The sequence below is a fragment of the Nocardia sp. NPDC049526 genome (assembly GCF_044465765.1).
In the GTDB taxonomy this organism is placed as follows: domain Bacteria; phylum Actinomycetota; class Actinomycetes; order Mycobacteriales; family Mycobacteriaceae; genus Nocardia.
The window spans coordinates 87750-107594 of the sequence record NZ_JBITMA010000023.1 but is presented as its reverse complement, the minus strand read 5'-3'; the positions used below and the strand labels follow the sequence as shown (position 1 = coordinate 107594).

The following is a 19845-nucleotide window of genomic DNA, read 5'->3' as shown; positions in this document are numbered from 1 at the left end:
TTCACATCCGGTCGGCGATATGGGTTAGGACGAAGCGGGAGTCGGAAACTCATCGTGGTCGCGCCAACCTGGTGAGAGGCACGCTCATCGGCATGAGCGGGCGCCTGGGTCGGGATGCTGGCGGTATGCCCGAATGCGAGTGCCAGGTGCCGTGGATAGGTATTGGTGGACCGCGCTTCTCGCAGGATGCGGTCACCGACGAACGTGCCAGATCCGCGTCCTCGGCCATCTGACCCTCGCGATCGTTACCAGATATTCGCAATAACTTGTCGCTTCGTGAGCGTGCCCAGTTGGCCCGACCAACTCGCCCGCTACCGCGCCTACCCCGAGGAAGCCTTCAAGCATCTGGTCGATGAATACTGCGCCATCGCGTTGAACCACCGCAGCGGGCTGTTCGGGCCGGGGAAATCGTTGCGTGACAGGTTGTGGGCGGACGGCGCGTACGAGGTCCACGCCCTGGCCGAGGCGGCGATGGATGCGTGTGAGTGGGCGGTATATCGGGTGCGGCGCTGCTACAGCGCCCGCGCGACAGCGTGGCGCGCGGTCGAGGTCACCCACCGCGCCGACCGCGCCGGAGCCGAGCGGTTCGTCCTCGGCCTCGCCGATAGCCTGAGGATCGCTGTGCGTACCTACGGTGAACACGCCCGCCGCTGGCTGACCGTCGAGACCGAGCGCTATCCACGATTGGAGGAGTTCTTCGTCGCGGCCCCGCACACTATCAACCCGAAAAAACGTTCAGGTTTCGAAACCCGTTGGGCGGGCACGCCGACGAACGCTTGCTGGCACTCGAACACGCCGCCCTGCACGGCACGTACTCCCCCGCCGCCGCCTGAGCACCAGTTGGCCAGCCTGACCAACAGATTCGCACCCACGGCCCCGCGTCGCATCCGGACAAACCACACCGATCATCGTGGCGCGCGGCTGGGTGATGTCGTGCCGAACGCCCCTTCCTTTCCGCTCTGGATGCGGTCCTGGTGCCTCATGGCCGACGTGAGTTGCCCTACCTCCACGCAGAAAGAACGCCGCCTGTGTTCCCGATCAGGAATATGTTCACCGCCGAGGAGATCGAAGCCCTGGTGTGCACGGCTGCGGAGTTGTGGGCATGCACCGGTGACCCCTACGACATCCTCAGCACGCATCAGAAGGATCTGCTCCTGCTCACCGACGACTGGTTCTGCAGGTCATCTACGACATCGCTTGCAAGTGGATCTGAACGTCACTGGTGATCCGAAGATGTTGATACAGGCGAATTTCGGCATCACCTGCAGGATGAGCTCACGCATCCGGCTGTCCTTCCATCTTCGGCAACTCCGAGTCGATGCTGTGCTTTCGCAGGTAGGACCGCGCGCCCGTTGAAAAACATCGGTTGCAGCCGCACCCGCGGTGACGGTGCGCGTGCGGAAATTCGGATGACGAGTGTTCACATCAGTGCGCGAACATCGGCGACGTCATACTCCGAGACCGCGGCAGCGAGTATCACGGCGCGCTGCCCGTCGCTGGGACCGTTCCCGCGGAAGGCGTCAACCGCCACCTGTGATTCCCAGCGTTCGAAGATATTGATACGGCCATCGTCGAGCAGATCGGCGGCAATGCTGAAGTCCAGACAGCCCAGGGCCGACCGGGCCTGTTCGACGATGCTCACACAGCCCATCAGGTAGGACTCGCGGTGCTGTGGGTCTACGACGATATGTCCGGCGACGATCACCATGGCTACTCCCAAGCTGGTTTCCGAAGGCTTCACCCCATAGGACTGGCCGCCTGGACCAAACTCATCGGTGAGCACGACTATCCGCCGCGATCGGGCCGCTTCAAGTCAGCCTGTACTCACCCGCCGACCCGGAGGCCACTGTCACGAGCACGTCGGTGCATCCGGATACACCATCGACGAGCTGTGCTGCCACATCAAACTTCCAAGCCTCGATCCACCGATGGAATCGGGGGGTCGAGGCGTGTTGAGTTGAAGAAAGCGTCTTCTGACCTGGGATGATTGGAGTTCTCACACAACAATGGGACCAGATCGGGAAGACACTTTCAGTGCGATGGTTCCACCACCCGGGAAAGTAAGCTGGCGAGGGTAGCTTGCTCGGCTGTCGTCAGGTCGGCGAAAATGTCTTGGGCCGCAACGCCTGCCAGCCTGCGGGCCTCCACGAACACCTCGCGTCCCGCGTCGGTCAAGCTCAGGTGATACAGCCTCCGGTCCTTCGGCGACTGAACTCGCCGCACGAAACCCCGGCGGTCCAGTTCGTCGACGGTGCGTACCATTCCGGCCTTGTCGCTGCCCAGATCGGCGATCAACTGTTTCTGGGTCGACGTGCCGTCCTGGGCCAGCAGCATCATGACGCCGAAATGCCGCCCGCTCAGTTCGAGTGGCGCCAGCGCCTCCGCGAAGGCGGCCGCGGCTCGACGGTGCGCCTGTCGCAAGAGCAACCCCAAGCGCGGATCAACCGACTGCAGACCACTGGACATTCCGCCATCCTATGATAGATTCAAATGAATCCAATTCATTTGAATCTACCTGGAGTGGTCATGGCCGTCGCAACCGAATCGAAGCTCCGAACCTCCACCCCCGCAACCGCATTCGTGTGGATCGCGGCATTGCTCACCACCGGCGTGCTCGCAGGCGCCTTTGCCTACGGCCGGCTCATCGTCTTTCCCACCTTCTTCGATGTCCCGACCGACATCCAGATCAGCTTCCGAGTCCCGCTGATGAATCGCAACGCGCCGCTGATGCCGCCGCTGATGGCGAGTGTGCTGATCAGCTGCGCGACGCTCGCCGTCCTCGTCCGTGGCAGGCAACGACTGGTTGCCGGTCTCGCCGGCGCCTCGGCGCTCGCGTGCCTGCTCATCACGTTCTTCGGGAACGTGCCCATCAACACCGAAATCAAGACCTGGAACCCCGTCGCCCTGCCCGCCGACAGCGCTGATGTGCTCGACCGCTGGAACATGTACAACGACATGCGCTCCATCGCCGCGATCGCCCCGTTTTTGCTGTTGTTGGCCGCTTTGCTCACAGTGATGGGTCGACCACGACTGCCCGAAGCAGCTGAATAGGCCTGAATTGAAGAAAGTGTCTTGCTGCGCGGCAGCGGGATGATTCACTGCGCGCCGAAGGCGCGCAGTTCATCCTGAACTCTGCATCGGTGGATCGAGGTTTAGCCTCGATCCACCGAAGGGCTGTGCCCGTCGGTGGATAGATAGATGAGAAAAGTGCCCTTCGAGCTGGGATGATCACTGTTGTCGAGGCAGTGATCGGTCCGGTTTCAGAAGGGCACTTCGGGTGCAAGTTTCGCACAGGTTCGCCGCGGAGTCAGCGGTGTTCGATGATCAGAATTTGGTGTCGCTGGCCGGTCTGGTGCCGGTGATGCGCCCTGGCCGAGCAGACCGGGCTGGGTGAGCTGCTGGCTGGGAAGGTGGCGATCGCTGAGCCGCGGATCGCCTCTGGGGCGGCGGACCCGGGTCCGAAGCTGGCGACACTGATCGCTGGGATATGCACGGGCGCGGACAGCATCGACGATGTCGATGTGCTGCGTTCGGGTGGGATGGGCAGGGTGTTCGAGCGAGTGTATGCGGCCTCGACGGTGGGAACCTTGTTGCGGGAGTTCAGTTTCGGTCATGCACGGCAGTTGGAATCGGTGCTGGCCACGCACTTGTCCCGCTGTGAAGACGTAGCCGCCATCCTCCTTGTTGGTCCAGTCTGCCGTACTCACCGTCCATCCCACGCTGAAAGATCTCACGGAGCTCGCAGTCCCGGCGTCGACGGGATGACCGTCGCGCTGAGCGTGCTCGATGAGCAGGTGATGGCGCCATGGAAACCAGGCGGGACGATGGCGTCGAACCGGCGGCCGGGATCGGCCGCCGCCCAACGGTGAAGCTTGGCCTGCATCTCCGATACCCGCCGGCGTGGCCCCACAGGGTATTCCGGCGTGGCGTCACCATTCGGTGACGCATCTTTCGGCATTACAGTCTCCGTCCTTCTGGAAACCGCTGCCGCCCTTCGCCATGACCGGCTCTCCCGGCCTCGGACTACTACGGCGGCTCCGCCCGACCCGGCCCATTCGACCGTCGGTGCGTCTATCCCCCAGCGGCGCAACCGGATTGCCGCGTCATCAGGGAGTTCGACCGGGTGGTTCCCGTGTTCACTGTGATTCGCTCGACGAAGCAGGAGCCCAACTGTGTCCCCGCGGCATCGCCACGAGTACGCCGTAGACCTTCCTCGTGGCCTCCGGACCGGCTTCGGTAAACCGACCCAGAAGTTCCCAGCCGGAATCGACTGGTGCGCACCGCTTCCTGCCCAGATCCGCCAGGTTCGAGCAGGTGGCCCATGGAGGGACATAACAACGCTGGTTCCTCGCGTACTCCTCTTCATCCCACTTGCCGGACCCGCACCATCTGGCAGTACTGGCCACGTCCCGGCGTTGTCAGACCTCCCACCCTCCCCGGCACCACCCGGATCAGACTGCCCTCAGCTCCACCGACCTGCTACGACAGGACGGCAATGAAGGTCTCTCACCTCCATTCGAATCACAGCGCCTCACGGCGCAAACCGAAAGTGGGACAGAGCCGTTGTATATTTATAGTCCCGGTTCGGTGGGCAGCCTGGGGTCTCGACCCCTTGGTGCGGGCGGAGAACGGATGCTTGGCAGCGATGTTCCTTTGATGTGAATTGTTCTGGGGGGGTGCGGGATTCGCCTACTGCATTATGATGACTGCCCGAAGGCGCGCTAGTGGTGAACCGATGGAGGGGATGATGTCTGTCAAGGAGATCAAGGTCGACTTGGGTTGGGGCCCGGCAAAACTCTCGGGAACATGGGTGCCCGATACCACCGAACGTGCTGCGGCGTGGGAGCTGTACGTGGAGCTGGTCACCCGGATCTCGGTTGCTCCAATGGCTCCGGGCCACGGCACGCTGCGTGAAGCGCTGACGTCGCTGTATCAGCTGTTTGGCAGTACCCGGGAAATCTTGCGCAAACACGGCCCGGCGGTGGCGCGAAAGCCGAAGAACGGCCGCTATCGATTCGGCTATTTGGCGGTCTGGGTTCTCAACGCGGCGATTCGGCCGGTCTTGGCGCGTTGGCATCCCGAGTTACTGCGTTGGGAGAGTACGCGTTCCGTCGAGCGGTCGATTCCCGAGCACGAAGAGGCGTGGCGCTATGCGCCCGAGCTGCGCGAGGAACTGGAACGTTTGCGGGTACTGCTGGTCGCGTATGCGCGGCTGCTGGCCGAAGTATCGGATGCACCAGCGCTGATCGACGCCACCGACGACATCACCGCCGCACAGCGCTAGACAAGGACCCGGCCGCAGGGCAACGGTCACGGTCGAGTGGGGGTACGACTATGAGCCATACATGGGCGGTTCGGACCGCCGAGACGCTGCGGGCGGTTTCGCGTGTCATCCCATTTCGGAGGGTACGCACTGAGATCGGCTACGGTGTCTTCTTGTCCTACAGCGGCAGCCGCGACCGTACTCTGCTGCCAGCGCTGCAAAAGGCAATCGAACGACAGCCGCGCCGGTGGTATCGCCCGCCGCGATTCCGCGTTTTCCTAGACAACAGCAGTATCTCCATCGGGCCGAAACTGTGGGAGAAGATCGAGTCCGGACTGCGTAGGTCGAGATGGCTCGTGGTCATCGCCTCTCCCGAAGCAGCGGCATCGAAGTGGGTAGACCGCGAAATCGCCTGGTGGATCGAGCACCGGTCGATCGAGACGCTGTTGCTGGTGGTCAGCGCGGGAGAGCTGGTCTGGAACGATGCCGACCATGCCTGGGACCAGGAACGGTCGACGGCGCTGCCACCACGGCTGCTCGGCCATTTCGATGCTGAGCCGGTGTGGAAGTCCATTGTGTGGCTGCATTCCGGCGAGGGTGCAGTTAGCGACCCCGACCTGACCGCAGCGGCTGTGAGCATCACGTCGGTGGTGCGTGGCATGCCGGAGGACGACCTCCGATCCGAAGGCCTGCGGGAGACCCGTCGCAATCTGCGGTGGGCGCAATCGGCAGGCGCGGTACTCGTATTCTTGCTGGTATTGGCCATCGTCGTGGCCCAGATCGCATTCGTGCAGAAGAATCACGCCGATGAACAGGCGCGAATCGCCTCGGCACGTCTGATGGCGTCGATCGCCGATTCCTCGATGACCAGCGATGTGCGGGTGGCCTCGCTCCTCGCAGTCGCGGCCTACCGTATGGATCCATCACCGCGGCACATGTCGACACTGCTGCAGGCCAATGCCGCTGGTCGCACTCTGGTACGCCAGGTGCCAGCCGAGGCGGACGTTGTGGCTGTGGAAACCAGTCAGGATGGCCGGACCGCCGTCGCCGGGTTGGCGAACGGAGCCATCGTCAAATGGTCAGTGACGGAACTCAAGACCTCGGTGGTCGGCAGATTGTCTGGTGCTGTGACCGCGATCGCGGTCAATGCGGACGCCAGCACTATCCTCGCCGTTGGCGGTCCTCAGGTTGCGTTGTGGCGCAGTGGAAGCGAGCAAGTCCTTATAGACGGGCCGGCAGATCAAACACCCGATCTAGTTGCCATCGCACCGTCTGGCAGTGTGGCAGCAGTACATCGCGCGCCGCGGCGAGGCTTTCAACAGGTGGCGGGTTCGATTCAGCTCATCGATATCGCCAGTGGGCGAGTCACCGACACGCGATCCGAAGACTGGCACCCGCAGAGTGTGGTATTCCTCGGTGAGGACAAACTCGCCTTGCTCAATGGTGCTGGGACCACGCGACTGATAGATATCGGTGACTGGTCGGTGACCGACCCATCGTCGCCCCTCGGGCCGTGCCCGAAAACAAGCTCGATCGGCGATCCGGCGCCGAACGGCATGTTCTTCGCATGCACATTTCTGAAAGGTGAGGCGGTTCCGGTGTTTGGGCTGGGTCATGGGATCGAGCCCGACTCCCGCACCGTCGACGTACCACAAGCTAGTCAGGTGTTGCCGGCCGTGCTCAGCAGGAACAGTCAGAGCGCGGCGGTACTGGGTCAGGACGGTAGCATCTATGTTGCTCCGGTTGCGATGCGGGAGCAGAAGCGGTCGGAGCCGGTCAGGATGACCGGCGCCAGGGTCGAATCAAACAGAGTGATTCGATTCTTGGGAACTTCGGAGCGCCGCTTGGTTTCGGCCTATCGCAAGCATCTATCGGTGTGGGATGTCGATCAGATCGACCGTTTGGCAACGGTCACACCCGTGCCCTTGTTGGCGGGATGCAATGCGTGTGAGCCGGAAATATTCTTATCTCCGAATGCTAGAACTGCGGTCGTCTCCGGCGCGTACGACGGCGCATCCACATTCGAATACGCGGTAATGTTTCAGGATCTTCGCACAACAGGTGCGCGAGCACGCATCGTGCCGAATGTCGAGGGCACGCCGAGTTGGAGCGACGATGGCGGCGTTGTGATCGCAGCACAACGAGTGCTGCCGGGAGGCAGACCCAGAGGAAAGCTGAGGTTGGATGCGACGACGGAGATCACAGTCGTCTCACCCACTGATGATCTCTGGACCACTCGCACGGTTGCCTACTCCAGCAGTTGGAAGGCCGGGGTTACGGTCGACGGGCACGGCGATATAACACTGTTCGATCCGGCAACCGGGCAAGTGCGCGAACGTATCGCAAGGCCTTCCGAAGTTGGCCTTCCAACGGACTTCCCGCTTCAGGTCGATATCCGACCTGACGGGGAGCTGATCGCGTTCCGTGACGGCGAGAATGTCGTCGTATTCGACGTACGCGCGAGGCGTGTCTCCGGAACGATCCCTGGGCGTGAGGTTCTAGGGCTATGGTTTGGTGGTCCGAACCTTCTTCTCCAACGCGGTAGCGTCATCGAGGTGTGGCGAGGCGGCGGGTCAACGCCGATGCGTACCTTTGCCGACAACAACCCAGCTGGTCGGGCTCGTCAATTGGCTTCTGACACAAGCGGTTCCGTCATCGCCAGGCGCGACATGGCTGGGTACATCACTGTTGTGGACAGCGGAGGAGTAGTTCTCGGCACCTTCCCGCCCATACGAACGGAATGGTATGCCAAGGCCTCGATAGCGCTGTCAGATGACGGCCGCTATCTGACAACCGCCGTTGCCGGTCTCGAGGGCGGACCCAGCGGAGTTATTGTCGAACGCGATATCTCGCCCAAGGGCCTCATCAAAACCGCCTGTGCCCGCGCCGGTGACGATTTGACGCCTGATGAGTGGAACGAACTGGTTGGTATCGTGCGGCCTCCGGGTGCTCGTTGTCCGTAGGTGGATCCGAAACTCCCCGCCGAGGGCACGAACCTGCGGCAACCGGACCAGCACTGTCACGTCACCCGCTATTTAGCCGATGACCAGCAGTTTTCGGTGTTGCAGGAGGTTGGCGTACTGGTCGATACCCCCTCCGGACACAGACAGTACGCTACGTCACCCGTTCTACCTGCGGTTCTGCAGGAAGGGTGAGTGACGGCGTAGAGCCGATTCAGTGCATAACCGCAGGTGGGAAGCCCTGTGGGGGTTCAATTCGGGTTCAGCTGAGAGAAACCTAAGAAACCGGCAGTCGGCCCGGTGAATCAACACCACCTCGGCCACCAGCCGACCCGTCCGCGCCACCAGGCGAGCCTACAACTCACTTATTCAACGAACTCATGGTGCAGGACACTAGGTTGGCGGGCCTTATTTGCGGAGTCCATTCTCCGCCGGCGCCGCCTGAATCAGGCAGAACTGATATCGACCAAGGGATCTCGGCGAGATAATGCCATGCTCTCGACGGCTAACGAGAAAGCTTGAACCTCCCACGCGGTCGAACTGGATCAATATGCTAACTGACGGAACGACTTTCGGCATACGCCGCGACCTCATGCGGATCCGTCCGAGCTATATTGCTGGAGCGGGTAGTACAGCCGCGAATGTCGTTACGCGGGAAGGACATCGACTGATGACAGTGCGGCGAGCAGCGGCAGGGGTCGTGGTGACGGCCGGGATCGGTGCGTTGATGTGTGGAATACAGGCGACGCCGGCACAGGCGGATCCGCTACCGCAATGGGCGCCGTTCGGCACCACGCTCTACACCTTCGGGGATGCGAATTTCTGTGCTGGGACGATCGGCGTGGCGGTGGAGGCCGCACCGCATCTGCCCGGCCACGTGCTGGCCCACGTGACACCACTGGGTTATCAGCGCGGGCCGTGCGGCAATCACGTGATGCTGGGGTGGGTGGGCTCAGCGGGTGCGCGGGCGCAAGATGTGTATGTGCACACCGATGCGGCGCCGGGCGACACCGTGACCGTGGACCTGTGGGTGGGGATGGGTCCGGCCAAGATCATGGCCGACACGTGGCCGATCCAGGGCCCGTTCGCGGAGTGGTATCTGCTGGTGGCCTAGCCGCGCGCCGGGGTGAACTCGCATGGCGAGGCAGTCATGAAGACACCGCTGCCATCCAAGGACATGATCTTGCAAGCCCGCGCTGGAACTATGGCCATCCAGCATCCGATCCTGCAAGGCGCCTACGAGCTGGCCAGCTTGCACGAAGCCCGTGTGGACAAGAACGCCGATATCGGCGCGATCGACCGCGAGCTCGATCGACTGATGTCCCACATCGACAGCTGGGTGACCGCCGATCAGCCGCCAACGTTCGATGCCGCATACCAGCTGCGTCACCGCAGCTGGCCGACCAACCGCACGGCATCGTGTCGGCTGCACGAGTTTCCTTCTGCCGCAGCGGATTCTGCTACGCTCTGCACCAGCGGGACGCTGGCGATCGAGCAGGGGAAACACATGGAGCACAGCGACGAGTGGGACATACTGGTCGAGCGCATCTCCGAGAACAGTTACGGCGTGCGCGTTGAGCCCGACAACATCAGCATCAAGGTCGCCTCGTAGGTGTCGAGGCCATCGGCCAGCAGGGTAACCGCACGAGCCAGACCATCATCGCCACCCGCGAGATAATAGTTTCCCTTGGCGATGGTGAGCAGGGCTGCGACCAACGGGTCCGACGTCTGCTCGGCCAGGGTCTCGAGCCGTGTCAAATTGGCGGTGGCAGCCGAATACACCGACCCGCCTTCAAAGGAGCACCCGACCGCCATTCCCATCCGACGTTATCAGTCGAGCACCGTGACGCCGCCAGTGTGCGGGAAGAAACTCATCGTGCGGCGGCTGCCGGAAGGGCTGGCCGGGATCAGCGGGTTCCACGAACTGATGGCCGAGCATGCCGAGGATCCCGGCCAGGTCGTAATCGGCATCGAAACCGACCGAGGCCTGTGGGTCGACGCGCTGGTCGCGGCCGGCTACCAGGTGTACGGGCGCCGGGACTGGACCGCAGCGCGCAGAAGGCCCATTGGTCGATGGCGTCGTAGAGGCGCCGGTTGCGGACATGGCGGGCCAGCACGGCACGTTTGCGGCCCGACGCGACGGTCAACGGTGATGTTCCGGCGTCGGTGCCTTTGCGGTCCACCAGCGACGCCGTCAGACGGCCGGTAAGACGCCGCTAATCCAGCTGAGCGTATTCGCCCACCGCTCGTATACCGCCGGTGCCCTGTTCATCGTCGCCTTCTTCATCGCCATCATCGGCTTCTCCCTCGCGCTCGGCTTCACGCTCCAGCTGGGTCTGGGCTACAGCCCGATGGGCGCGAGTCTGGGTATGGCCACCTGGCCAGTTGGCGCGTTCATCGGGTCGGCGTCAGGGGCCATGGCACCGCAGCTCGGACGGAACGCGTTGCACATCGGTTTGGCCATCCTCGGTGTAGGGATAGCCTGGGCCTATGCGGCACTTCATGTCGCCGGAACCGGGATCGGCGCTTGGGATCTGCCGTCGCTGGTGGCCGGTGCGGGAATAGGCATGATCTTCGTCCCACTGTTCGGCATCATCTCCGGCACCAGTATCGCCGGCCCGGTGCTGGCGTATTGGCTTACCCGGCAGGGCTTCTCGGTCACCGTCGTCGAGCGCGCGCCGACGCTGCGCAAGACCGGTGGCCACGCCGTCGACCTGTTCGCGCCCGCGATGAACATCTCGGAGCAGATGGGTGTGCTCTTCCGCTACATCTACAAGCATGGCCGCAACCACTGCGCCTCCCATGCCATCGACGATCACAGAATATCTGCCGAATCCCGGCAGGTTTGGCGCATGCGCCCGATGCCGTCGATCTCGAGATCGATCACATCGCCCGGGAACAGGTAGGGGAAACGGCCGGAGAGGGCTACACCTTCAGGGGTTCCGGTATTGATGAGGTCGCCGGGTTCTAGGACCGCGTACTGGGACAGGTGCCAGACCAGGTACGCGACGTCGAAGATGAGGTCGGCCGTCGAAGAGTCTTGGCGCGGTTCACCATTGACCCACGAGCGCAGGCGCAGGTCCTTCGGGTCGAGGCGATCGGCGGGGATCAGGGCGGGGCCGAGGGGGTTGAAGGTCGCACAGCACTTGCCCTTCGACCATTGGCCGCCGGATTCCTCGAGCTGGAACCGACGTTCGGAGACGTCGTTCGAAATGGTGTAGCCCGCAATGTGTTTCATGGCGGTGTCGGGGGACCCCAGATAGCTCGCCCGGCGGCTGATCACCACCGCCAGCTCGACCTCCCAGTCGGTCCGGTCGGACCCGCGCGGGATCATCACGTCGTCGTACGGCCCGACCACGGTATTGGGTGTCTTGAAGAAGACCACCGGTGTACGTGGCGGTTCCGCTCCCGATTCGGCGGCGTGCGCGGCATAGTTCATGCCGATGCACCAGACGGCCTGCGGGCGCGCGATCGGTGCGCCGATGCGTTGTCCGGTGAGGTCGATGGGCGACAGCAGGCCCTGTGACAGCGCCGCCGCGGTCTTCGATATGCCGTCCGCGGCGAGGAACGCGCCGTCGATATCCGGTGTCAGTGTGGACAGATCATAGGTTTGAACGCCGTCGACCACGACCGGTCGCTCCGCGCCGACCGCGCCGATCCGCTGCAATTTCACGCACTAGCTCCTTCATTGGTGGGTTCCGCCTCATCGGCGGACAGCCGGTATACGCGCCGCGCCGTCGTGGACAACACCTTGACGCGATCGTCCGGGGCAAGTCCGCCGAGGACCTGGACAGTGGCCCGCCAGACCTCCGCATAGGATGCGGCGGTCAGGGTGAACGGCCAATCCCCGCCCACCATCAGCCGATCCGGCCCGAACACCGCCAGCGCGTGATCGACGTACGGCTGCCAATCAGCGGCTGCGAATCCGGGCTTGGACACCGTGGCCAGGCCGGAGATCTTCGCCACCACATTGGGTTGCTCGGCCGCGGCGGCCAGCAGATCCGCCCACGGCTGCCAGTCGCCGGACGCGATCGGCGGTTTGCCCAGATGGTCGAGAACCACTGTGAGCGTGGGATGTTCGGCCGCCACCGCCGGCACCTGCGCCAGCAGGTCGGAACGCTCGGCCACCGCGTCGAAACTCAGACCGGCCTCGGCGAGCATGGCCAGGCTGTCCGAAACCTCGGCTCGCAGTAGCCAGGTCGGATCCGGGTCACGGTGGATCAGGTGCCGCACTCCGACGTACTCGGGCCGCCGCAGCCTGGCCAGCTCGAAGGCGGCCCGCCTGGGTTCGTGCAGCGGCAGCCAGCCGACCACGACCGCAGGGCGGGGGGCGTGTGCCGCCGCGTCCAATAGCGCGCGATTCTCGGCCAGTGAATCGGACGCCTGCACCAGCACCAACCCCGCGATATCGTGCTCGGGCAGCTGCGGTTCGAGGTCGTCCAGCGTATAGGTGCGAAACAAGACATCGGATGTATTTGTCAGCCAGTCGTATTCGACATGGAATTTTCCACCTCGAACGTCCCAGACATGCACATGTGCGTCTACAGTCATCGGAGGCATGTGTTCACATTCTCGAAAGTGAAGGAACCGGTTTGTCGGTCACCGACGATGCGATTGCGAAGATCAAGGCGATGATCGTCTCGGGCGATCTGACGCCCGGATCGAGGTTGCCGCGTGAGGCCGATCTGGCCGCCGAGCTCGGGGTGTCGCGCAGTTCGCTGCGAGAGGCGGTGCGCGCCCTCTCGCTGGTGCGAATCCTGGACGTGCGCCAGGGCGACGGCACCTTCGTGGCGAGCCTGGAGCCGAATTCGCTGCTGGACGCCATGAGCTTCCTGCTGGAGTTTCATCAGGACGACTCCGTGCTCGACATCCTGGGCGTGCGGCGGATTCTGGAGCCCGCCGCGACCGCGCTGGCGGCGCAGCGCATGACCGACGAGGAGATCACCCACCTGCGCACCCTGGTCGAGCCCGGCAGTGCGTCGGTGACCGATCTGGTCGCGCTCGACCTGAGCTTCCACGCCGCCATCGCCACTGCTTCCGGCAATAAAGTCCTTGCCTCGCTGCTGGATTCGCTGTCCATGCCGACCACGCGCGCACGGATCTGGCGTGGCGTCACCGAGGAGGGCGCGTTCGAGCGCACGGTCGCGGAGCATCGCGGCATCTGCGACGCGATCGCCGCGCATGACCCGCAACTGGCGCAGGCGCGGGCGCTGGCGCATGTGGCCGGGGTGATGGAATGGCTGGGCCGGGCGGTGGAGTGAGCGGCTCATCGCGGTGCTCGATTCACCACAGCGCCTGATCCTCTAGCTCGGACCAGAGTTCTTCCGGCACAGGCAGATCGAGCATGGCAATGCTGTCATCGATCTCCGCGCGAGTACCGGACCCGAGCACGATCGCCGTCACGGCGGGATGCCGCCGCGGGAACTGCATGGCCGCCGCCCGCAGTGGCACACTGTATTTCGTGCACCGCCGCTCCAGGTCCCGCGCGCGGGTGACGACGGCGGAGTCCGCAGTGCGGTAGTCGAAGGTGGCCTGCCGGAAGGGATCCGCCAGCACTCCGCTATTGAGCACCCCGGCGACGAGCACCTGGATCCCACGTTCCGCACATTCGGGCAGCAGTTGCTGCTCGGCTCGGCGGTCCAGCAATGAGTACCGCCCGGCAATCATGACGGTGTCGATGGCCGACTCCCGCACGAACCGCAATGCGGTCTCGACGTGATTGACGCCGATACCGATTCCAGCGGTCAGCCCTTCGTCCCGCATCCGTTCCAGCTCCGGCAGTGCCTCGCCCAGGGCTTGGTCCATATGCGCCTCGGGGTCGTGTACGAGCATCCGATCCACCCGATCCAGCCCGAGCCGAATCAGCGATTGCTCCAGCGACAGCCGTACGCCTTTCGCCGAATAGTCCAGCCGCCGTGACCGTTTGGGCGCACCGTAGAACTCATCGGCCCCGTCGGGCGCGTCCGGGTCGTCGTACAGCAACCGCCCCACCTTGGTGGAAACCGTAAACTCCGAACGGTTTCGCTCACGCAGGAACCGGCCGAGGCGCTCCTCGCCGAGCCCGCCGCCGTAGTGCGGTGCCGTATCGAAACTCCGAATCCCAGCCGCCCACGCCGCTTTCAGCGCCTCCTGCGCCGCATCCTCGTCGACCGAACGGTACAGCCCGGCATACCCCGCGCCACCGAGCACCACCTCGGCGCGCGGTCGCGGGTTCAGCTCCCAGATCACCGGCAAACCGGCCTCCGGCGCCGAATAGTCATGGGGGACATCGGTGAACCCGCTCATGCGAGCCTGCCAGGCGATATTCACCGGCAAACCAGCCAGTACGGCCAGTAGCTTGTCATAGCTGTCGCAGTCGATGACATGGAACAGATCCAACCCGCTGCGCCAGATGGTCCAGCCGGTCGCACCGGCGGCGCGAATGGCCGCGACGAGGTCGGCCGGTACCGCGCGATGGGCGGCCTCGTACTCGGCCTCCGCACCCGGTTTCAGTCTGGTGTGCAAGGCGATCCGCATGCTCACTCCTGCCGCCGTCCGCTGGCGATGCGAGTGATGACCAGGGCGACGAGGATGAGCGCCCCATTGATGAACTTCAGCGAATCCGCGCTTACCCCGCCGTAGGACAGCAGCTTCTGGATCAGCGTGAGAATCAGGATTCCGAAGAACGCGCCCACCACCGACCCGCGCCCGCCATTGAGTGACACGCCGCCGATAACGCAGGCGGCGAACACATTGAAGATCATCCCGTCGCCCTGGCTGACCTGGACGCTGGCGAACTGCCCGGAGTAGATGAGCCCGCCGACCGCGGCCAGCACCCCGGCGATCACCAGCACGGCGATGACCACCCGATCGGTGCGAATACCGGCGGCTCGCGCCGCGGCCTCATTGCCGCCGACCGCGTACAGTGCCCGCCCGGCCGTGGTGTAGTTCAGCACCAGATATCCGATCACGAACAATGCCAGGGCGATGAGCACGTTCGCCGGCAGGCCCAGAACTCGTGCATTGCCGAGCCATTCGACCGAGTCCGGAATCTTGGTCAAGGTGAACCCGGACGTGAGGAAGGTCAGCAGCCCGCGCAGGGCGATGAGCATCGCCAGCGTGACGATGAACCCGTTGAGGCCGAAGCGCACGATCAGCAGGCCGTTGACCACACCGACCGCCGCGCCCACCAGTAGTGCGATCGGAATGCTCATCCATGGCGACGCCCAGGTGAACGCGCCGACCTCGGTGGTGCCCATGGTCACCCAGATCGCCACCCCCGGCGCGAGGCCGAAGGTGGATTCCAGCGAGAGGTCCATCCGGCCGACCACCAGCACCAGCACCTCGGCCAGCACCAGCAGCGAAATACCGCTCATGGTGCTCAGCACATTGGTGAGATTGGCTGTCGAGACGAAGTTGGTATTGATGAAGTATCCGACCACCAGCGCCAGCAGAATCGGCGGCACCAGCAGCAGATCGCGGAATGCGCTCCAGCGCACGTGGATTCGCGCCCGGTGCGGCGGGGCCGCGGTGGGCGCACCGGGTTCGGTCGCGGTCCGGGTCATAGCAGTCCTTCCATGGCGGTGACGAGCTCGCGGTCGTTCCAGCCCTTGTCGAAGCGGGCGGTGAGCCGTCCCTGCACCAGGACCAGCACTCGGTCGGCATCGCGCAGATCGTCGAGTTCGTCGGAGACGACGAGGACGGCGGTGCCGCGATCGGCGGCGGCGCGCACCACCGCGCGCAGAGTTTCCTTGGAGCGCACGTCGACTCCCGCGGTGGGGGTGATCAGCACCAGCACTCGCGGTTCGGTGGCCAGGGCACGGGCGAACACCACCTTCTGCTGATTGCCGCCGGATAGTTCGGCGACGCTCTGCTGCGGGCTCTCGGTCTTGATATCGAGTTCCGCAATGGCGGTGCCCGCCAGCACATCTCGGCTGCGCCGTGACAGCAGGCCGAACGGGCCGAGCTTGTGCGGCACGGTGAGGGTGGCGTTGTCGGCCACGCTCATGGACAGGATCAGCCCTTCCTCGTGACGATCGCGTGGCACGAATCCGATCCCGGCCTCGCGCGCCGCCCGCACCCCGCCGCCGCGCAGCGGCCTGCCCGCCACCAGTACCGATCCGCCTGCCGCCCTGCGTAATCCGACAATGGTCTCGGCCATCTCGATGCGTCCGCTGCTGCCGCCGCCGGCCAGTCCGACGATCTCACCTGGGCGCACGTCGATGTCGATCTCGTCGAATTCGCCGACGCGCGTGAGCTTCTCCACCTTCAATGCCGGTGCGCGGGCGGCGTCGGGGGTCTGTCGTGGCACCGCGGTTTCCAAATCCGTCGAATCGCCGGTCATGGCGGCGATGAGCGCAGGCTTGGCCAGTTCGGCGACCGGAGCCGTGACGATATGCCGGGCATCGCGGAAAACCGTGACGTCGGAGCAGATTTCGTAGGTCTCGTCGAGATGATGGGAGATGAACAGAAAGGTCACGCCCTGTTGCTGGAGGTCCCGAATCCTGGCGAACAGGCGCTTGATGGCGGGACCGTCCAGCTGTGCGGTCGGCTCGTCGAGAATGATGAACCGCGCGCCATGCGAGAGCGAGCGCGCGATTTCCACCAGTTGCCGATGCTCCACCGACAGCTCGCGGGCGAGCGTATCCACCGCAACCGGCACCGACCAGGTATCCAGCAGCTCCCGCGCTCGCGTCCGCAGCGTGCGCCAATTGACCAGGCGCCCACCGAAACCCTGCCGATTGACGAACAGATTCTCCGCCACCGACAGGTCGGGAATGATCGTGGAGTGCTGGTAGACGCATGCCACGCGGGACCGCCAGGCATCCCGGTCGGCGGGCGCAGGCGCCGGGTGACCCTGGAAGCGCACCTCCCCCTCATCAAGAGCTGCGAGTCCGGTCAGAATCGACACCAGGGTCGACTTCCCGGCGCCGTTTCGCCCCACGAGCGCATGCGTGCGGCCGGCGGTGACGCGCAATCCGACGCGATCGAGCGCGATATTGCGGCCGAAGCGCTTGGTCACCCCGATCGCCTCGGCCACCGGTGGACCATCCGGTTGTTGCTGTGAAACTATCTCGGGCACTGCGCTTTCCATCGCTAGGGTGTCGATCCGTTCAGCGCCCGCGGCCCCACAGCGCGGGATCGGTGCTCGCCACCGTGTCCATATCGCCGACCTTGCCGCCGGTGCGGGTCACGACCGGCGCCGGGAGCTGATCCTCGAGCTGGCCGCCGCCGGTGTCGACAATGGTCGAGCCGTGATCGGTCGGACCGGGAGTGAACTTCTTACCGTCCACTGCCGCTTTCGCGTACATCGCGGCGTACTGCGCGTACAGATCGGCGGGTTGCGAGACGGTGGCGTCGATATCGCCCGCGTCGATGGCGTCGAGCTCGGCCTTGATGCCATCATTGGACACGATCGAAATATGACCCGGCTGACCGGCTTTCACGAGTTTGCCGGTACGCTTGAGCAATGCCAGCGTCGACTGCAGGAATGCGCCGCCGGCCTGCATGTAGATGCCGTTGATATCCGGATCGGTGAGCAGCTTGTCCTGCAGGCCCGAGGTGGCCTTGTCGGCCTTCCACTCGGTGGGGATTTCGATCACCTTGATATTCGGGTATTTCGTCCGCATGCAGTCGGCGAACGCCTGGGAGCGGTCGCGGCCGTTGATCGAGGCCAGATCACCCTGGAATTCCACGACTTTCCCGGTACCGTGCAGGGTTTCGCCGAGGTAGGTGCAGGCGTTCGCACCGTAGGCTCGGTTGTCGGCCCGCACCACCATGTACGCACCGCCGCTGTCGGGGCGAGTGTCGACACTGATCACCGGCACGTTCCTACCGGCGGCGGCGGTGAGCGCCGGTTTCGCGGCGGCGGTGTCCTGCGGCGCCATGATGATCGCCTTGACGTCCTTCGAAAGCAGCGTGTCCACATTGGATTTCAACCGGTTGGAGTCATTGTCGGAGGAGGTGTTCTCGAGCCTCACCCCGGCCGCGGCGGCTTTCGGGCCGAGATAACCGGCGTACGCGCTCCAGAAGTCGGTGTCCGAGCGCGGCTGGTCCGCGCCGACCAGTACACCGTTGTCGGCGCCCTTCCCGACGGCCACGGCGGGACCGCCGCCGGAAGTCTGTTCGCGGGAACAGGCCGCCACGGCGACGACCAGTACGGCGGCTACTGCCGCGCCGATGATCCTGGTGTTCATGAGAGTTCGTGCTCCTTCGCCGAAACCTGGTGTACTGCTGAGAAGGTGGTCGTCTTCAGCCATGCCGCGCCGGTGGGAAAGGTGTAGTCGCGGAGCGAGTCCGGGAGCATCTCGGCGCTGAAACCTGGGGTGCGCGGGGTGAGATAGCGTCCGTCGGCCACCCGGACGGGATCGCGGAAATGCTCGTGCAAATGGTCGACGTATTCGATGGCCCGGCCCTGCATGGTGCCGGAGATGGCGATGTAGTCGATCATCGCCAGGTGCTGTACCAGCTCGCACAGCCCGACCCCGCCGGCATGCGGGATGACCGGAACCCCGAACTTGGCCGCCAGCAACAGGATTGCGAGATTCTCGTTGACACCGGCGACACGGGCGGCATCGATTTGCAGGATGTCGACCGCGCCGGCCTGCAGTAGCTGTTTGAACAGGATGCGGTTCTGGCCGTGTTCGCCGGTGGAGATCGGCACCCCCGCGACGCGGCGCCGAATCTCGGCGTGGCCCAGGATGTCATCGGGACTGGTGGGTTCCTCGACCCAAGACAGCCCGGCGGGAGCCAGCCGCGAAATCCATTCTGCCGCTTCATCGACGCCCCAGCGTTGGTTGGCGTCGACGGCCAGGCCGATATCGGGTCCGATGGCGTGTCGCGCGAGCATGACCCGGCGCACGTCCTCGTCTGGATCGCGGCCGACCTTGATCTTGATGGTGCCGAATCCGTCGGCGACCGCTCGCTGGGCGAGGCGGGTCAGCTTGGCATCCGAGTAGCCGAGCCAGCCGGCGGAGGTAGTGTAGGCGGGATACCCGGTGGCCAGCAGGCGTTCGGTGCGTTCGGCCCGGCCCGGTTCGGCCTCGCGCAGGATGGTCAGGGCCTCGTCGGGGGTGAGGGCGTCGGTCAGGTAGCGAAAGTCCACCTGCGCCACCAGGTCTTCCGGACTCATCTCCGACACCAACTGCCACACAGGTTTTCCCGCGCGTTTGGCGGCGAGGTCCCAGGCGGCATTGACGACCGCGCCGATCGCCATGTGCATGGCGCCCTTCTCCGGGCCCAGCCAGCGCAGCTGCGAATCATCGGTCAGGCTACGCGCGAAACCGCCCAGATCGCCGGTGATCTCGTCGACCGAGCGGCCCACCACCAGATGATCGAGGGCCTGGATAGCGGCCTGCTGCACCTCATTGCCGCGCCCGATGGTGAACGCGAAGCCGTGGCCGTCCGGGACCGCCGCATCGTCGGTGCGCAGGATCACGTAGGCCGCTGAATAGTCGGGGTCGGGGTTCATGGCATCCGAGCCGTCCAGTTGGGTCGACGTCGGGAACCGAATATCCAGCGTGTCCAGCGCCGTGATGAAGGCCATGCGTGATCCTTGCTGTCAGAAGTGATCTGGGTCACGACTATACATCCGATGTCTAGGAACACAAGGGTTGTTGATCCCGGCTAATTACCAGGAAATAG

Annotated in this window: 17 protein-coding genes and 3 pseudogenes; 10 read left to right on the top strand and 10 right to left on the bottom strand. The window is 64.4% G+C overall.

The features are described from left to right. Positions 1-276: 276 nt before the first annotated feature. Positions 277-1356: a hypothetical protein gene (locus ACIBW7_RS40560; protein WP_397056013.1), complete on the top strand. Its 1080-nt coding sequence runs from the start codon at positions 277-279 to the stop codon at positions 1354-1356. A gap of 64 nt (positions 1357-1420) precedes the next feature. Here ACIBW7_RS40560 and ACIBW7_RS40555 read toward each other — a convergent pair whose 3' ends face one another. Continuing rightward, entirely contained in the window at positions 1421-1708 is a 288-nt protein-coding gene (locus ACIBW7_RS40555) for a putative quinol monooxygenase (protein WP_397056011.1), read from the bottom strand. Positions 1709-2031: 323 nt separating this feature from the next. Next, the gene (locus tag ACIBW7_RS40550; RefSeq protein WP_397056009.1) at positions 2032-2466 is read right to left on the bottom strand and encodes a MarR family winged helix-turn-helix transcriptional regulator; all 435 of its coding nucleotides are present in this window, start codon (positions 2464-2466) and stop codon (positions 2032-2034) included. A gap of 129 nt (positions 2467-2595) precedes the next feature. Here ACIBW7_RS40550 and ACIBW7_RS40545 point away from each other — a divergent pair, with 129 nt between their 5' ends. The 6 genes and pseudogenes from ACIBW7_RS40545 (at position 2596) to ACIBW7_RS40520 (ending at position 9835) form a co-directional block, all read left to right on the top strand. After that, positions 2596-3051, top strand: a complete 456-nt coding sequence (locus ACIBW7_RS40545) for an anthrone oxygenase family protein (protein WP_397056007.1) — start codon at positions 2596-2598, stop codon at positions 3049-3051. Between the two features lie 226 nt (positions 3052-3277). Next, positions 3278-3668, top strand: a pseudogene (locus ACIBW7_RS40540) (IS1380 family transposase); the annotation flags it as partial. A 1079-nt stretch (positions 3669-4747) separates the two neighbouring features. Then, positions 4748-5284, top strand: a complete 537-nt coding sequence (locus tag ACIBW7_RS40535; protein WP_397056005.1) for a hypothetical protein — start codon at positions 4748-4750, stop codon at positions 5282-5284. Between the two features lie 152 nt (positions 5285-5436). After that, positions 5437-8226, top strand: a complete 2790-nt coding sequence (locus ACIBW7_RS40530) for a TIR domain-containing protein (protein ID WP_397056003.1) — start codon at positions 5437-5439, stop codon at positions 8224-8226. A gap of 667 nt (positions 8227-8893) precedes the next feature. Further along, entirely contained in the window at positions 8894-9337 is a 444-nt protein-coding gene (locus ACIBW7_RS40525; RefSeq protein WP_397056002.1) for a hypothetical protein, read from the top strand. A gap of 36 nt (positions 9338-9373) precedes the next feature. Next, entirely contained in the window at positions 9374-9835 is a 462-nt protein-coding gene (locus tag ACIBW7_RS40520) for a hypothetical protein (RefSeq protein ID WP_397056000.1), read from the top strand. Here the strand turns inward: ACIBW7_RS40520 and ACIBW7_RS40515 are convergent. Beyond that, positions 9784-10005: a hypothetical protein gene (locus ACIBW7_RS40515; RefSeq protein ID WP_397056023.1), complete on the bottom strand. Its 222-nt coding sequence runs from the start codon at positions 10003-10005 to the stop codon at positions 9784-9786. The genes ACIBW7_RS40520 and ACIBW7_RS40515 overlap by 52 nt on opposite strands. Positions 10006-10084: 79 nt before the next feature. Between ACIBW7_RS40515 and ACIBW7_RS40510 the strand changes: the two are divergent. Together ACIBW7_RS40510 and ACIBW7_RS40505 are read left to right on the top strand one after the other, a co-directional pair. Then, positions 10085-10285: pseudogene (locus ACIBW7_RS40510) on the top strand (IS110 family transposase); the annotation flags it as partial. Positions 10286-10790: 505 nt separating this feature from the next. Next, positions 10791-10988: pseudogene (locus ACIBW7_RS40505) on the top strand (hypothetical protein); the annotation flags it as partial. Positions 10989-11038: 50 nt separating this feature from the next. On the opposite strand, the gene ACIBW7_RS40500 reads toward ACIBW7_RS40505, so the two are convergent. Both ACIBW7_RS40500 and ACIBW7_RS40495 read right to left on the bottom strand, forming a co-directional pair. Next, entirely contained in the window at positions 11039-11896 is an 858-nt protein-coding gene (locus ACIBW7_RS40500) for a fumarylacetoacetate hydrolase family protein (protein ID WP_397055998.1), read from the bottom strand. Then, positions 11893-12774, bottom strand: coding sequence for an amidohydrolase family protein (locus ACIBW7_RS40495; RefSeq protein WP_397055996.1), 882 nt, complete (start codon positions 12772-12774; stop codon positions 11893-11895). Before ACIBW7_RS40495 ends, ACIBW7_RS40500 begins: the two co-directional genes overlap by 4 nt. A gap of 41 nt (positions 12775-12815) precedes the next feature. On the opposite strand from ACIBW7_RS40495, the gene ACIBW7_RS40490 reads away from it, so the two are divergent. Further along, positions 12816-13484: a FadR/GntR family transcriptional regulator gene (locus ACIBW7_RS40490; protein WP_397055994.1), complete on the top strand. Its 669-nt coding sequence runs from the start codon at positions 12816-12818 to the stop codon at positions 13482-13484. 22 nt (positions 13485-13506) lie between these two features. On the opposite strand, the gene ACIBW7_RS40485 is transcribed toward ACIBW7_RS40490, so the two are convergent. From ACIBW7_RS40485 to ACIBW7_RS40465, 5 genes are read right to left on the bottom strand one after another with little or no spacing between them, the layout of a single operon-like run. After that, positions 13507-14739, bottom strand: a complete 1233-nt coding sequence (locus tag ACIBW7_RS40485) for an aldo/keto reductase (RefSeq protein WP_397055992.1) — start codon at positions 14737-14739, stop codon at positions 13507-13509. A gap of 2 nt (positions 14740-14741) precedes the next feature. Further along, positions 14742-15767 (bottom strand): ABC transporter permease, encoded by a 1026-nt coding sequence (locus ACIBW7_RS40480; RefSeq protein ID WP_387282930.1) that lies wholly within the window; start codon positions 15765-15767, stop codon positions 14742-14744. Further along, positions 15764-17284 carry a sugar ABC transporter ATP-binding protein gene (locus ACIBW7_RS40475; RefSeq protein WP_397055989.1) on the bottom strand — a complete coding sequence of 507 codons (1521 nt, stop codon included), beginning with the start codon at positions 17282-17284 and terminating at the stop codon, positions 15764-15766. The genes ACIBW7_RS40480 and ACIBW7_RS40475 overlap by 4 nt, the downstream gene beginning before the upstream one ends. A gap of 31 nt (positions 17285-17315) precedes the next feature. After that, positions 17316-18398, bottom strand: coding sequence for a sugar ABC transporter substrate-binding protein (locus tag ACIBW7_RS40470; protein ID WP_397055987.1), 1083 nt, complete (start codon positions 18396-18398; stop codon positions 17316-17318). Then, positions 18395-19747, bottom strand: coding sequence for an enolase C-terminal domain-like protein (locus tag ACIBW7_RS40465; protein WP_397055985.1), 1353 nt, complete (start codon positions 19745-19747; stop codon positions 18395-18397). The genes ACIBW7_RS40470 and ACIBW7_RS40465 overlap by 4 nt, the downstream gene beginning before the upstream one ends. Positions 19748-19845 lie beyond the last annotated feature (98 nt).

Coding starts and splice junctions, on each gene's coding strand:
- ACIBW7_RS40555 (WP_397056011.1), bottom strand. CDS start 1,708: ATGGTGATCGTCGCCGGACATATCGTCGTAGACCCACAGCACCGCGAG.
- ACIBW7_RS40550 (WP_397056009.1), bottom strand. CDS start 2,466: ATGTCCAGTGGTCTGCAGTCGGTTGATCCGCGCTTGGGGTTGCTCTTG.
- ACIBW7_RS40535 (WP_397056005.1), top strand. CDS start 4,748: ATGTCTGTCAAGGAGATCAAGGTCGACTTGGGTTGGGGCCCGGCAAAA.
- ACIBW7_RS40525 (WP_397056002.1), top strand. CDS start 8,894: ATGACAGTGCGGCGAGCAGCGGCAGGGGTCGTGGTGACGGCCGGGATC.
- ACIBW7_RS40520 (WP_397056000.1), top strand. CDS start 9,374: ATGAAGACACCGCTGCCATCCAAGGACATGATCTTGCAAGCCCGCGCT.
- ACIBW7_RS40495 (WP_397055996.1), bottom strand. CDS start 12,774: ATGACTGTAGACGCACATGTGCATGTCTGGGACGTTCGAGGTGGAAAA.
- ACIBW7_RS40485 (WP_397055992.1), bottom strand. CDS start 14,739: ATGCGGATCGCCTTGCACACCAGACTGAAACCGGGTGCGGAGGCCGAG.
- ACIBW7_RS40480 (WP_387282930.1), bottom strand. CDS start 15,767: ATGACCCGGACCGCGACCGAACCCGGTGCGCCCACCGCGGCCCCGCCG.
- ACIBW7_RS40470 (WP_397055987.1), bottom strand. CDS start 18,398: ATGAACACCAGGATCATCGGCGCGGCAGTAGCCGCCGTACTGGTCGTC.
- ACIBW7_RS40465 (WP_397055985.1), bottom strand. CDS start 19,747: ATGGCCTTCATCACGGCGCTGGACACGCTGGATATTCGGTTCCCGACG.